The following is a 12,991-nucleotide window of genomic DNA, read 5'->3' as shown; positions in this document are numbered from 1 at the left end:
GTCCCGGTTAGCGGGTACGAAGGGCCGCGAGCAACCCTTCGACCGGTTGAAAACGAACATCCAGCTCGGCCAGTAACACGCTCTGCATATCCTTACGGAACGCTTCCAGCCAGGCGCCTGGCGTGACGGCTACGGCCTCTCCAGCGGACTCGGCATCGGCGAGCGCCGCTTGCTCGGCCTGGCGCAAACGCTCGAAATGGCCCGCGAGCATCCCTGGCACCGAGGCCAGCAGGCTCCGCTCACGCGGGCTCAGGGCCCGCTCCATGACGGCATCCACGACGGCGAGCCGGGCCATGCTGGGCGTTTTGGCGGCCAGTATGGCCCGCAACCGCCCACGCAGGTTGCCGATGCTGGTCTCCATGGACTGCTGCAGGGAGAGATAGCGATGCCGGAACACCGCGTAGTCGACCGTTACCTCCGTGGCGGCGCCCGCCGCAGGCGCTTGCGGAAGCCCGCGCCGGCTGGGACGGCTGGGCGCGCTCTCGCCGGCAATGCTATTCACCAGCGAGGTGCGCACGCGGGCGCACTCGTCCTCCTCGGCGCTGCCGAAGCCGCGCGCGCCCGGCGTGACGGCCGGCGGACTGCCGTTCAGTGCCGTGGACAGCCCGATCGCGTCGGTCCAGCCGAGCCATTGGCTTAGCCGGTCCGAGAGCGATTGGCTGGACTCGGCCACATCGAGGTCCGTCACGCGAGCAAGCAAGCGAATAAGCGCCGGACCACTCAGAGCTGTGCGCTGTGGGACTTGCACCATACCGCCAGAGTCAAAAAAGGCAGCAGTTTACACGTAGATGGGGTGAAAGCCGACGGTTGTGGGTTTGAGGGGTGGGTTGGCGGGGGATTTTGAGGCCGGTCGGGAGTGGTTCACCGCCCGCCCATGCCCAGCCGGAATGACAGTTATGCAGCCGCGCTGCCTTCTCCACCGGTTCGCCTTGGCGGACGATCCCTCCTACGCAATCTGCGTTAAACCTCATCAGGAAGGAGATCGTCATGTCACTACAAGCCAGGCTCGACGCATTCAAAGCCGATTTCAAAGGCGGCAAAGCCCCCTACTTCGCACCGCCGGAAATCCATCCGGTCATGGAACGTGCCACGGCTGAACTCGTGGCCTCGGGTCAAGCCGCACGCGCGCTCAAAGCGGGCGACGTCGCGCCGGAATTTACCCTCAATGACCCCGATGGCAATCCTGTGTCGTCGGTCGACCTGCTCAAGCGCGGGCCGCTCGTGATCAGCTTCTATCGTGGCGTGTGGTGCCCGTACTGCAATCTTGAACTGACGGCCCTTGAAGAAGCGCTGCCAGCGTTCAAGGCCGAAGGCGCCAATCTGGTGGCGATCTCACCGCAGAATGCCGTGAATAGCCGCAAATCGATCCGCACCAACAAGCTAAGCTTCCCGATCCTGAGCGACACGCACAACGACGTGGCGGCCGCATTCGGCATCCGCTTTGCTTTGCCCGACTATCTCGTCGATCTGTACAAGAACCTCAAGAACGATCTGCCAGCGTTCAACGGAGACGGCAGCTGGACGTTGCCGATGCCGGCGCGCTACGTGGTCGGACAAGACGGAACGATCCTGTACTCGGAAGTCAACCCGGACTATACGCACCGCCCTGAGCCGCAGGACATGCTGCCGGTCCTGCGCAAGAAGGTTGTTTCGGCCTCCTGATTTATCCGACGTTCGTTCCCGGCGATGAGTCGGGAACGACTGGATTAAAACCGCACAACTCCTCAACCCAGGCGACGAAAGCGCGTGCTTTCGCACTGACCATGCGCCCACTCGGAAAAACGGCCCACAGGTCGAGGCCAGGCAATTCCCAGTCGGCCAGCACCCGCTTTACCGCACCACTCTCGATTTCCGGCGCGAACATCCATTCGGACGCAATCGCAACGCCCATGTCGGCGAGCACGGCCGCACGCACGCCTTCCGCGGCGTTCACTCGGACGCGCCCGGCGACGGCAACCGCCGTTTCCGAATCGCCTCGCCTGAACGACCACACGTTTCCGCCGCCGTCCTGCTCATATACGATCGCCTGATGCGATAGCAGATCGGCAGGGACCCGCGGTTCGCCGGCTTTCGCGAACCAGGCTGGTGTGCCGACGACACAACGCCTGCCGTGACCGACCTTGCGTGCGGTCATGCTCGAGTCGCCGAGCACCCCGATCCTGATCGCTACGTCGATGCCGTGTTCCAGCAAATCAATGTTTTCATCGTCCAGCACGATGTCGACGTTGAGCTCAGGGTGTCGATCGAGAAAGGTTTGAAGGTGCGGAACGATGTGAATCCGCGCAAAGGTCACCGCCGCGGAAATCCGGAGACGCCCCGAGAGAGCGCCAGCCGATCCTCTTGCCGCAACCTCCGCTTCGTCGGCTTCTTCGATCGCCCGCTTGGCGCGCTCGTAAAAGGCATGGCCCGCCTCGGTCGGCGTCAAGCCGCGCGTGGAGCGGAGCAGCAGTCGAACCGCGAGCCGCTCTTCGAGTTGCGCAATGGACTTGGAAACGGCTGGCTGTCCAACGTTCAGCAGCCGCGCTGCCGCCGAAAAAGAACCCGAATCCACCACACACACGAACGTTTCCATCGCTGTCAATCGATCCATCGTCGTCCCTCCTGGAACGGATGTCTGGAGGGCATGCGTCGCCCGATATGCCTCAAGGGAATGTCTGTTATGCGGTCAAGCTGCCTACCGCGGCCCGTCCAAAACAACGACGATGTGTCCGTGCCTGGCGAACTGCTATCGCGATCTCGTCCGGCAGCCATTCCAGAGCCGTCGTACATGTTAACGCGCTCGTGCCGCAAGCCGGTACTAACTGATCCGCCAGGAGTAACTCCATGAGCAAACTGTTTTCACCCGCCAAGGTTGGACCCTATACCCTTTCCCACCGCGTCGCGATGGCGCCGCTGACGCGCATGCGTTCGGAGCCCGGCGACGTGCCGGGCGACCTGATGGTCGAGTACTACACGCAGCGCGCCACCGAAGGTGGCCTCATCATTACGGAGGCAACCCCTGTTTCATTGCAAGGCTACGGCTACGCAATGGCCCCCGGAATCTACTCCGACGACCAGATCGCAGGATGGCGCCGCATCACGGATGCCGTGCATGCCAAGGGCGCGCGCATCTTCCTTCAGTTGTGGCATGTCGGCCGTCAGTCCCACCCCGATCTTCAACCAGGTGGCGCGGCGCCCGTCGCTCCGTCAGCGCTGCAAGCCGAAGGCTACGCGTATTCCGTGAACGGCGAAGTCGAATTTGCCATGCCCCGTGCGCTTGAACTGCACGAAATACCCGCCATTATCGAGGACTTCCGCAGGGGTGCCGAGCGGGCATTACGCGCGGGCTTCGACGGCGTGGAGTTGCACGGCGCAAACGGCTACCTGCCGGACCAGTTCCTCCAGGACGGCTCGAACACCCGCACCGACGAATATGGCGGGGCGATCGAAAATCGCGCCCGTTTTCTCCTCGAAGTGACGGACGCCCTGATTTCGGTGTGGGGCGCAGACCGTGTCGGCGTGCGCATTGCGCCGAGCGGCACCTATGGCTCGATGCACGACAGCGATCCGGAAACCACCTTCGGTTACGTGACGCAGCAGTTGGACCAGCGTGGTATCGGGTATCTCCACGTGGTCGAGCCGCGTATCAAAGGGACGGAAACCATCGGCGAAACTCACGACCCGGTTGCCGCGCGCCACCTGCGTCCGAAGTTCGCCGGCACACTAATCGCCGCAGGCGGCTTCACGAAAGAGACGGCGGACGCGATCGTCGAAGCGGGTCACGCGGATATCGTGGCGTTTGGCCGCCACTTTATCGCCAACCCCGATCTGCCCGAGCGCCTGCGGCTGAACCTGCCGCTCAATCGGTACGACCGCAGCACGTTCTATGGTGGTGACGCACGCGGTTACACCGACTATCCGTTCCATGCTGAAACGCAGGCGGCGTAGGTCGCTCCCCCACTAGCCGGACCCGGAAGAGCGGATTCCGGCACCTAACTCTGATCACACAAGTACAGCCTGAAGCACGCAGCGACCGGCGCTAACGCAGCGCCGGTCGCTGAGTTAGCCACTTCGACACGGCACGGCGAGAGCTTCCAAACTATCTTGCAGGACTCGATATGCACATTCTGGTTACCAGTGCCTCCGGCTCAAACGGCGACGGATACGGGGCGCTCCTGTCATTCCGCCTCGACGGCACCTTCACAGGTTCCTTCAGCGACGACCCTCGCATCGTCGACCCTCGCGGCATGAGCCTTAGTGCGGATCGGCAGCATCTCTACGTCAATAGCGGAGACGACCGCGTCCTCGCGCTCGACATCCTTGGAACAGTAGTACGCGATACAGGCCACGTTCCAGGACTGAATGCCGGAGGCGGCAACCTCGGACCCGATGGGCGCTATTACGTTGGGTTGCGTAGCGCAAGAACGATTGCCGCACTCCCCCCATCTCTCGACGGCGCCGCGCAATCCGTCCTGCCCGCCGGTGTGGTTCCGTATCCTCGCGGATTCGCCTTCTGTACAGATGGAAAGCTTTTCCTGGCTTCAGGCATCGGGCCAGACGGTGAGGGAGAAAACAACATCGTCGTTTTCTACCCGGACGGTCGACCGCTTACTTCCCGATTCATTACGGACGACTCGGTGAGTCCACTGGATCTCGCGATTGGGCCGAACGGAAACGTTCTTGTGTCTAGCGAGTTCCCCTTTGGCAAGCCGGATGCGGTATGCACCATCCGCGAATACGATCGCTCGACCGGCAATCTTGTCCGCGTGTTCCGGGTCGATCCGGAAATGAGCTTTCATCGTCCCCGTGGTCTGCGCTTCGGTCCAGAGGGATATCTCTATTGCGTCGCCCGGGATTCAGTCGTTGCGTTCGACTTCGCCGACGGACGCTGCCTGGGTCCAGTTGTCGAAATGTCAAAGTTAAACGGCCAGGCCATCGCTTTCTTTGCTTGAGGCGTCCATTCGATTTAGCGAGTACGCCGGCAAGGCGCTATCTGTCGGCCATCGTCTGCAGGGCGGATCAACGGGTCCCAAGCGGGTTAGAAATCCGCAGCTTCCATACCCCGTCGCCGCCCCGCCCCATGACCTGCGTAGCTGTGCCGCCTTGATCGACGTGCCGGCCGTCCGGCAATCTCATGGTCAGCGTCCAATCCAGCAACACCAATGCAACGTCGTCGCTCACCAGCGAGAGGCGTACCTTGTTGCAAATCCGAACATCGTTCGCCAACAGCCCCGAAAACTGGCGGCGCAATTCCTCGATGCCGGTTACCACACCTCCGCCGTCCGGCATGCGCATCGTCGCGTTATCGCTGAACAAGCTGACCACACCGTCGATATCACCGGCGTTGAAATTGGCATCGAAGGCCACCGGAACCTGCTCCGGCGTGTAGGGCATGCCGACGCGGCGCTCCAGCTCGGCGACAAACTGGCCGCTCCCCTGCTCCCTGACGTGAATCCTTAAAGCGTTCGATCTGCTATCCATGGCGATGCTCCTCGCGAGTGACGACGATGAAGGTGAATCGATTCGGTCCGGGTTCGAACCGTCGAACGCATCGTAGATTCTGTCTCTTCGTTTGATAATTGCCGTTTCACTATCATCAGTCGATCACAAGACGATCGAATTTCGAATCGCTTTAGGCGTCGGGTGGGTTTGCCTACGGCAGGAGGCCATCTTTCCCCAATGATCGAGCGCGTTGTTTCCTACGGGTGGTTTCCCCATCCGTCTTTATCCGACTAGGAGCCGTCCTCGCGCGCCGTTAGCATTGAAAAGTGGTTCGCAAAACAGCAAGTTCGATCGTAAGGGGGAGGTTATGGCGCGAAGGCTCCTAACCTCGGCATTGGAGTGGAGGCCGAGATGTTGATCGAACCACTTCCCGTCGCAAGCTATGCACCGGGGTCGTTCCAGTTTCGGCGCGAAGCCAGGATGTTCGCGGACATGGATTCGTTCAGAGCCCTCCGCCACGAATGGGATAACCTCGCAGCCGCAGCGCAAGACCATTCATTCTGTCTGACGTATTCCTACTGTGAGCTGGCCGCCGAAATCGCACTCGCAAAAGGCGCGGGTGTTGCCGTTGCCATGGTGTACGAGCAAGGCGAATTGCGTGCCCTTTTGCCACTGGCAATTTACCGCAAGGGTCTGCTGCGGATCGCCAGGCCCTTGGGTTGCGGAAGCGATGAAGAATATGGCGCTCCACTCGTGCATGCGCGAGCAGGCGATACGGTTATCGCCGAAGTGCTTCATGCTGCGCTGGAGGTTCGCGCAGACACGCTCGAGATTCGTTTCGTAAGAAGCGATAGCGCATTGCAGGAAGCGATCGGGCCGCTCAAGCAGTCGTGGTTGCTGCCCTTCATTCCGAAACGATTGCATGAGCTTCCCGGTTACTCAATCCGCCTGCGACAATTCGAGCGATGGGACGATTTTTCCGCCACGTTGTCAAAGTCGCTTCGGGCAGACTTGCGACGCCATCTCCGATGGTTGAGTGCGAGGGGCCAACCGGAACTCGGCTGGTGCAAGAGCGCCGATGATGCAGAGGCGGTTTTGACGTGGCTATTTGCGACGAAGCGGCGCTGGGCGATATCCCGTGGGCTGAATACCCAGTACTTGATGAATGAAGCGGTACGGGACTTTTTCGTCGCGCTGGCGCGGCGGACTGACCTGTCTACCACACCACTCGTCACGTTCCTGAAGCTCGATGGCAGGCCGATAGCAGCGTCGGTGAATCTCGTCAGCCCGCAGTCCTTCGAGGGCTTCATCATGACCTACGACGAGGCATTCAGCGCCGGCTCGCCCGGCAATCTTCTACAGGAATTCTGTGTGAAGTGGGCGCACGCGAACGGGCGCGATTTTGATTTCCGTCCGCTTTACGCCGCCTACAAGGTGCATTGGGCAAATCGTGAAACGCTGCATGATACGCATACGCTGTTTCTAAGCGCACGCGGCCGGTTGGCGGAACTTCCATTGCTGGCGGGTTATCTAGCCCGCGCGCTGCGCGGAGTCAGAAAGACCATTGCCAACAGCCTTGATCATCGGTGGTCCGCCCTGCATGTCACCGCCGTGCGTCGCGCGCTGCGCCGTTGACGATGAAAGACCTCAACTCCCTGCTGGTTTTTGCCAAGGTCGCCGAGGCCAGCAGCTTCTCGGAGGCAGCGCGGCGTTTGAAAATGCCGATTTCTACTGTCAGTCGCCGCGTCGTTGAGCTCGAAAATCAGCTAGGCGTGCGCCTGCTGGACCGGTCGACCCGCCATTTGCGGCTCACGGATCTGGGCGCCGAAGTTCTGGAACTCGCGCGGCATACCGCCGAAGTCAGTGAAGCAGTCGACAACATCATCTCGAACCGGATCTCGGACGTCTCCGGTACGTTGCGTCTTTGCGCGCCCCCAAGTATCTCCGACTCGTTGATCGTTCCAGTGGTCAGCGCGTTTCAGGCTGCCTATCCGAACGTCCGGGTGCAGGTATTCATCACCGAGCGGATCGTCGATCAGATCGCGGAAGATGTCGATATCGCGCTCAAGGTCGGCGTCTTCACGGACCCGGCACTCGTTGCGCGCAGGCTGCTGACCTACCGGCATCAGGTGGTGGCGAGCCCGGCGTATCTAGCCACCTGTGAACCACCGAAAGCGCCGAGGGATCTGCGCGAGCACCGGCTCTTCGCCTTTTCGTTCTGGAAGCCAAACTATAGCTGGAGCTTCATTCATGCAAATGGGCGGGATGCCGAGACGCTTTCCTTCCAACCCGCCATCGCCATGAACGACTATGCGGGCCTTGTCGTGGCTTTGCTCGAAGGCTGCGGGATCGGCGAATTACCCCCTATCGTCCAGCCTGAACTCCTGCGCAACGGCTTACTTGTTGAAGTGATGCCAGAATGGCACCTTCCCGTGTTCGATCTCACCATCGCGCATTTGCGCGACCGGTATCTGCCACGACAGGTGCGTGTCTTCAAGGAGTTTGCCTCTCAAATGGTGCCCAGCCTGTTCGGCTCGTTGCCAGTCTGAGCGGACAACCTGCGTGAAGCGATCGTGCCAATTCGCCCAGGTGAAAGACGGAGGTATCCGGATGCTGCGCCTTGACCGAACGCCCAGATATCTCGACCTGCTGCTGGCTCTGAACGTGACCTTCCTGTTGGTATCGGACTTTACAGGGTCGAGGATCATCTCCGCCGGTGGCGTGGGCGTCTCTGTCACGGTGCTGTATTTTCCGTTTACCTATCTCATCGGCGACATCCTGACTGAAGTCTACGGCTACGCTCAGGCGCGTCATGTGATCTGGATTTCGATGTTCTGCTCGATTGCGGGATCTGCCATCGCCGGAGGGCAACTGTTCGTGCCGGCTGCGGCCTTCTTCGTCCACGACGCCGCCTTTCAGACCATATTTTCGCCAGGTGTGAAGGTCTCGATTGCCGGGCTCGTAGCTTTCTTCGCCGGGGATATCTGCAATTCATATGTTCTGGCGAAGATGAAAATCTGGGACAAAGGCAGGCGCCTTTGGGCTCGTTTCGTCTGCTCGACCGTGGCAGGGGAAGGCGTCAACACGATCCTGTTCTATGGCATCGCATTGCATAGCGTATTTCCCGGCAGCCTGTTGCTCCAGGGGATCGTTGCAGGGTGGGCCGCGAAGGTGGTCGTCGAAGTGGTCATGCTTCCCGTTACGTACCGGGTGGTCCGCTTCCTGAAGACTTCGGAGAACATCGATCACTACGACTACGGCACCGATTTCAACCCGTTCTTAATACACTAGTCCAGGGGTCTTTCAGCTCGGTAGGTCAGGAAAAAGCGTAGGCGCCATTTGTGCCGCGAAGTCCTTGAAAAGCCGGCATGGCTTCGATACGTGCCGGTTCCCCAGATGCACCAGAGAAAGATTGAAGGTACGAAAGTGCCAGTCGGGCATGACCTCGACGAGCCTGCCCTCGCGTAGGAGATGAGGCTGCATGATTGGCGGAAGCTCGCCGATGCCGCTGCCCATCAGCAACGCAGGCGCGAGGCCGGCGAAATCGTTCATCGCGAGAGACGGCTGAAAGGTGAGCGTCTCCTTGTCCTTGCCATTCTTATGAACAAACGTCCAGGTGCTATCCGGCTTCCAGTGCGAAAAGGCCAGCAGCCGATGATCGAGCAGATCCTGAGGCGTCCGCGGCGGCTTGCAAGTCTTGAGATAGCCGGGGCTCGCCACGAGCTGGTGGCGGTAGGTCAAAATCCGCTTCGCGACCAGAGACGAATCGCGCAAGGCGCCCAGCCTGAACACCAGATCCACCCCGTCGGCGATATGCTCGACAAAGCGCTCGGTGACGAGGATCTGGATGCGCAGATTCGGATACTGCCGTTGAAACACAATCGCGAGCGGTGTCAGCAAGGTATCGGAAAGGCTCGGCGGAGCGGACAGCCGTAAGGTGCCCGAGATGTCGGAAAGGCGGCTTGAAACAACGCTTTCGATCGCGTCTCTGAGTTGAGCCCCGCGCACGGCATGCTCGAACACTTCCCGTCCCAACTCCGTGAGCCGCAGGGTTCGCGTCGAGCGCTCGAGCAGGCGCACCCCGAGCTGATCCTCCAGTTCGGCTATGCGGCGGCTGACGGTGGAGATCGGCATGTTGAGGCGGCGTGCCGCCTCCGAGAAGCTGTTGGCTTCCACGACCTTTGCGAATACCACCAGCGAGTTGAGATCCGCCATCGCTTTTCCAAATGTGGAAAGCTCGATTTGTGCCCAGATTTTGCGTCCTCATTTTGCAACATCCCCTCCCGCCGGACAAGGAGGAGACGCCAGGCAGCTCCGGCGTGCGTCGGAAACCGCCCGCGCGCCGCTGCGATCTTTCCAGAAATGGAAATCTGATTCCCGCTTTGCCGTCTAACCGGGCAATGCCGGGTGCGATACCCTTCGTAACATCCGATCGCTGTCGCGACAGCGCATCTGCGCTCGCTCGACCGATCGCGCATGGACAGACAGAGTCGAACTCGACGGGGTTACATACACCACGTTGAGGATTCCGTATGAACAAATTCTCGGACATGAGCACCTTCGTGACCGTCGTGGAAGCGGCCAGCTTTTCCGAGGCGGCACGACGCCTGGGCACGACGAAGTCGATCGTCAGCGAACGTGTGCAGCAGCTGGAAAAACGGTTGGGATGCGCATTGCTCGAGCGCGGCCGACCGCTGCGTATGACGCAGGCTGGAGTCGTGTTCTACGAAAGTGCGTCGCGCGTTCTGGAAGACGTGGAGCGCGCGGAGGAGTCGGTACAGGAGGTTCAGTCGAGTCTGCGCGGCACGTTCCGGCTCGCAGTCCCCATGGCCTTCATGACCCGCCACCTTGCCCCGATACTCTCGAGGTTCGCCGCGCTGCATCCGGATCTGTGTCTGGATGTAGAAGCCCAGGACCGGGTGGTCAGCCTGCAGGACGGCCAGTACGACATGGCGATCCGCATGGGCGAGCTGTCCGACTCGAGCCTGGTGGGACGGACCATTACCGTGAACCGTCATGTGATCTGTGCGAGCCCGGCTTACCTCGAACAACGGGGCACGCCGGACCATCCCTGCGATCTGGCCCATCACGATGGGCTCATCTACTACAACCGTGAACCGAACGGCATGTGGAGCCTGCCGATCGACGGCAAGCGCCAGTCGTTCCGTATCGGGACGCGCATGCGCACGGATTCCGGCCACCTGCTGCTCGAGGGCACGCGTGCGGGACTGGGTCTGGCGATTCTGCCGACCTTTCTTGCTGCGGAACCGATACTGGCCGGGGAGCTCGTCCCCGTTCTGCAGGCTTATTCCCCTTCCGGCGGACAGATATCAGCGGTCTATCGCAAGACCGTTCGCACTCCACCCAAGATCCACGTCCTGATCGAGTTCCTTGCCGAGCAGGTTGGCCACCCCGCGCACTGGGACGCCAATCTGGTGTCCGCGGGGCTGATCAACGGCTCGCTTGCGGTCTGAATACCGCGAGCCGGCGTTCGAGCAAATCGAACCTCGAGTTCGACATCCGCTACCTGTTCTGCAGCGCAAGCCGTGACTATCGTTCTAGCCATGCAGAGGTCCTGAACGGAGAGCGTGATGGAACAGCAAAACGCAACCGCCGCGACGTCGACGCAACGGGTTGTCGACGTTCTGATCGTGGGAGGCGGTTCAGCTGGCGCCGTGATGGCTTCTCGTCTGAGCGAGAGAATCCGCCGCTCGGTCGTGCTGCTTGAAGCAGGACCGGCCTATCCCGCGTGGTCGTATCCTCACGTTCTCGCCAGTAGCGATACCGTTGGAGGCGACGCGGAGCACGACTGGGGGTTTCGCAGCGAGGCGGGCTATATCCCTCACCCCATCAATGCGATCCGCGGCAAGGTGCTCGGCGGCAGCTCCGCTATCAACGGTGCGGTAGCGATCCGCGCACGGCCTCAGGACTTCAGGAACTGGGGGCTGCCGGGCTGGAGCTACGACGACATGCTCGCGTCCTTCAAGCGGCTGGAGCGTCGCGATAACGGCTGTGCCGCGCTGCACGGATACGACGGTCCCCTCCCCGTGCGCCAGTTGACCCGCAACGAAACAACGCCGATGCAGCAGGCGTTCATCGATGCGGTGCTGGAGAACGGCTATCGGTTGATCGATGACTTCGACGCGCCGGACGCAGACGGCGTCGGACCGTACTCGATGAACATAGTGAACGGCGTGAGGGTCAACACCGGCATGGCATATCTCAACGACCGTGTGCGCTCCCGCGACAACCTTCAGATTCGAGCGGGTGTGGTGGTCGACAAGGTGCTGTTCGACGGCAAGCGCGCAATCGGTGTCCAGCTTGCGGACGGCGAGCGGCTCCATGCAGGCGAAGTCATCGTGAGCGCGGGGACCTACGGCAGCGCTGCGATCCTTCTGCGCTCCGGTGTCGGTCCCGGTGCGGACCTCAAGACGCTAGCCATTCCCGAGCTTATCGATTTGCCGGTTGGCCGGCGGCTCAAGGATCACCCGTTCTACTACAACGCCTATGCCGCCCGCCCCGAGCGGATCGGGCGGCAGTCGCCCGCGATTGGCGCGAAGCTGTGGACCCACAGCTCGACAGCGAGAAACGGCGACATGGACCTTCACATCACGGCCACGCACCTGTTCCCGCATGACCAGAGTCCGACCGGGGTGGGGTTCGTGCTAGCCGTAGCACTGACCCGGCCTGTGTCGGCCGGCACCCTGCGTCTCACCAGCCGCGCTCCGCTGGCGGCGCCTCGAATCGATCTGAACTTCCTCGCGGCCCCCGAAGACCGCGCGCGTCTGCTCGAGGGTGTGAAGCTCGCGCGCCGGATCGGCCAGAGCGCTCCACTCTCGGCGTTGATCGATTCTGAACTCGCGCCGGGTCCGGCGGCGCTGAACGACGAACAGATCATGGATTCGATCAGGTCGACTCTCGACACCTATCACCACCCGACCTCGACGGCGCCGATGGGCCTCCCCAACGACCCGGCAGCTGTGGTCGACACAGAAGGCCGCGTGCATGGACTGGAAGGATTGCGCGTGGTGGACGCGTCGATTTTCCCGGACGCCATTTCCGTCGCCACCAACATCACGACGATCGCGACGGCCGAGCACATCACCGAGCGTTACTACGATTGACCAGGATTGCGCCTCGCCCTTTTGAAAGGAGAAGTGAAATGAATGCAGATGAAAAAGCCGTTGCGGACGTATTGAATCAATACGAGGCCGCATTGAACGCGTCCAGTACTCGCGCGGTGATGCTGCTGTATGCCGACGATGGCGTGTTCATGCCGCAGCACTTCCAGTCGAGCGTCGGCGCAGAGGCGATCAGAAGCGCCTATGACATCGTGTTCGACGCGATCCAGTTGACGGTGAAATTCGCGGTGCAGGAAATCCGCCAGCTCTCGCCTGACTGGGTAGTGGCGCGGACCAACTCCGCCGGGTCGGTGAAGATACATGCGACCGGTGAGAGCAAAGCGGAAGCCAATCAAGAGTTGTTCCTGTTCCAGAAGGTGGCGGGGACGTGGAAGATCGCGCGTTACGCGTTTTCGACCACCAATCCCGCTGCGGTGTGACGCTTGCGA

General features: G+C 61.3%; 13 protein-coding genes. 9 read left to right on the top strand and 4 right to left on the bottom strand.

Annotation, left to right across the window (positions count from 1 at the left end):
• Nucleotides 1-7: 7 nt before the first annotated feature.
• Nucleotides 8-751, bottom strand: coding sequence for a DUF3348 domain-containing protein (locus BLQ92_RS07870; protein ID WP_090683204.1), 744 nt, complete (start codon nucleotides 749-751; stop codon nucleotides 8-10).
• Nucleotides 752-987: 236 nt separating this feature from the next.
• On the opposite strand from BLQ92_RS07870, the gene BLQ92_RS07865 reads away from it, so the two are divergent.
• Nucleotides 988-1,662, top strand: coding sequence for a peroxiredoxin-like family protein (locus tag BLQ92_RS07865; protein ID WP_090683202.1), 675 nt, complete (start codon nucleotides 988-990; stop codon nucleotides 1,660-1,662).
• A 1-nt stretch (nucleotide 1,663) separates the two neighbouring features.
• Here the strand turns inward: BLQ92_RS07865 and BLQ92_RS07860 are convergent, their stop codons facing one another.
• Nucleotides 1,664-2,590, bottom strand: coding sequence for a LysR family transcriptional regulator (locus BLQ92_RS07860; protein WP_090683200.1), 927 nt, complete (start codon nucleotides 2,588-2,590; stop codon nucleotides 1,664-1,666).
• A gap of 233 nt (nucleotides 2,591-2,823) precedes the next feature.
• On the opposite strand from BLQ92_RS07860, the gene BLQ92_RS07855 reads away from it, so the two are divergent.
• Nucleotides 2,824-3,927 (top strand): alkene reductase, encoded by a 1,104-nt coding sequence (locus BLQ92_RS07855; protein ID WP_090683198.1) that lies wholly within the window; start codon nucleotides 2,824-2,826, stop codon nucleotides 3,925-3,927.
• 170 nt (nucleotides 3,928-4,097) lie between these two features.
• Complete coding sequence (locus BLQ92_RS07850; protein WP_090683195.1) at nucleotides 4,098-4,931, top strand: NHL repeat-containing protein; 834 nt, start codon at nucleotides 4,098-4,100, stop codon at nucleotides 4,929-4,931.
• 67 nt (nucleotides 4,932-4,998) lie between these two features.
• Here the strand turns inward: BLQ92_RS07850 and BLQ92_RS07845 are convergent, their stop codons facing one another.
• A complete protein-coding gene (locus BLQ92_RS07845; RefSeq protein ID WP_090683193.1) occupies nucleotides 4,999-5,460 on the bottom strand; it encodes a YybH family protein in 462 nt (153 codons plus the stop codon).
• Nucleotides 5,461-5,832: 372 nt separating this feature from the next.
• Between BLQ92_RS07845 and BLQ92_RS07840 the strand changes: the two genes are divergently transcribed.
• The 3 genes from BLQ92_RS07840 (at nucleotide 5,833) to BLQ92_RS07830 (ending at nucleotide 8,712) form a co-directional block, all read left to right on the top strand.
• Nucleotides 5,833-7,056, top strand: coding sequence for a GNAT family N-acetyltransferase (locus BLQ92_RS07840; RefSeq protein ID WP_244106423.1), 1,224 nt, complete (start codon nucleotides 5,833-5,835; stop codon nucleotides 7,054-7,056).
• A 2-nt stretch (nucleotides 7,057-7,058) separates the two neighbouring features.
• Nucleotides 7,059-7,970 (top strand): LysR family transcriptional regulator, encoded by a 912-nt coding sequence (locus BLQ92_RS07835; RefSeq protein ID WP_090683191.1) that lies wholly within the window; start codon nucleotides 7,059-7,061, stop codon nucleotides 7,968-7,970.
• Between the two features lie 61 nt (nucleotides 7,971-8,031).
• Complete coding sequence (locus BLQ92_RS07830; protein ID WP_090683189.1) at nucleotides 8,032-8,712, top strand: queuosine precursor transporter; 681 nt, start codon at nucleotides 8,032-8,034, stop codon at nucleotides 8,710-8,712.
• Between the two features lie 12 nt (nucleotides 8,713-8,724).
• Here the strand turns inward: BLQ92_RS07830 and BLQ92_RS07825 are convergent, their stop codons facing one another.
• Nucleotides 8,725-9,636: a LysR family transcriptional regulator gene (locus tag BLQ92_RS07825; protein WP_090683187.1), complete on the bottom strand. Its 912-nt coding sequence runs from the start codon at nucleotides 9,634-9,636 to the stop codon at nucleotides 8,725-8,727.
• 317 nt (nucleotides 9,637-9,953) lie between these two features.
• On the opposite strand from BLQ92_RS07825, the gene BLQ92_RS07820 reads away from it, so the two are divergent.
• The 3 genes from BLQ92_RS07820 to BLQ92_RS07810 all read left to right on the top strand — a co-directional run bounded on the left by BLQ92_RS07820 (nucleotide 9,954) and on the right by BLQ92_RS07810 (nucleotide 12,982).
• Entirely contained in the window at nucleotides 9,954-10,895 is a 942-nt protein-coding gene (locus BLQ92_RS07820) for a LysR family transcriptional regulator (RefSeq protein ID WP_090683185.1), read from the top strand.
• A gap of 117 nt (nucleotides 10,896-11,012) precedes the next feature.
• A complete protein-coding gene (locus BLQ92_RS07815; protein ID WP_090683183.1) occupies nucleotides 11,013-12,545 on the top strand; it encodes a GMC family oxidoreductase in 1,533 nt (510 codons plus the stop codon).
• A 38-nt stretch (nucleotides 12,546-12,583) separates the two neighbouring features.
• Nucleotides 12,584-12,982, top strand: a complete 399-nt coding sequence (locus BLQ92_RS07810) for a YybH family protein (protein WP_090683181.1) — start codon at nucleotides 12,584-12,586, stop codon at nucleotides 12,980-12,982.
• The last annotated feature ends 9 nt before the right edge of the window (nucleotides 12,983-12,991 follow it).

It is taken from the genome of Paraburkholderia phenazinium, from assembly GCF_900100735.1.
GTDB classification, from domain to species: Bacteria; Pseudomonadota; Gammaproteobacteria; order Burkholderiales; family Burkholderiaceae; genus Paraburkholderia; species Paraburkholderia phenazinia.
This window is presented reverse-complemented; position numbering and strand designations above follow the sequence as displayed.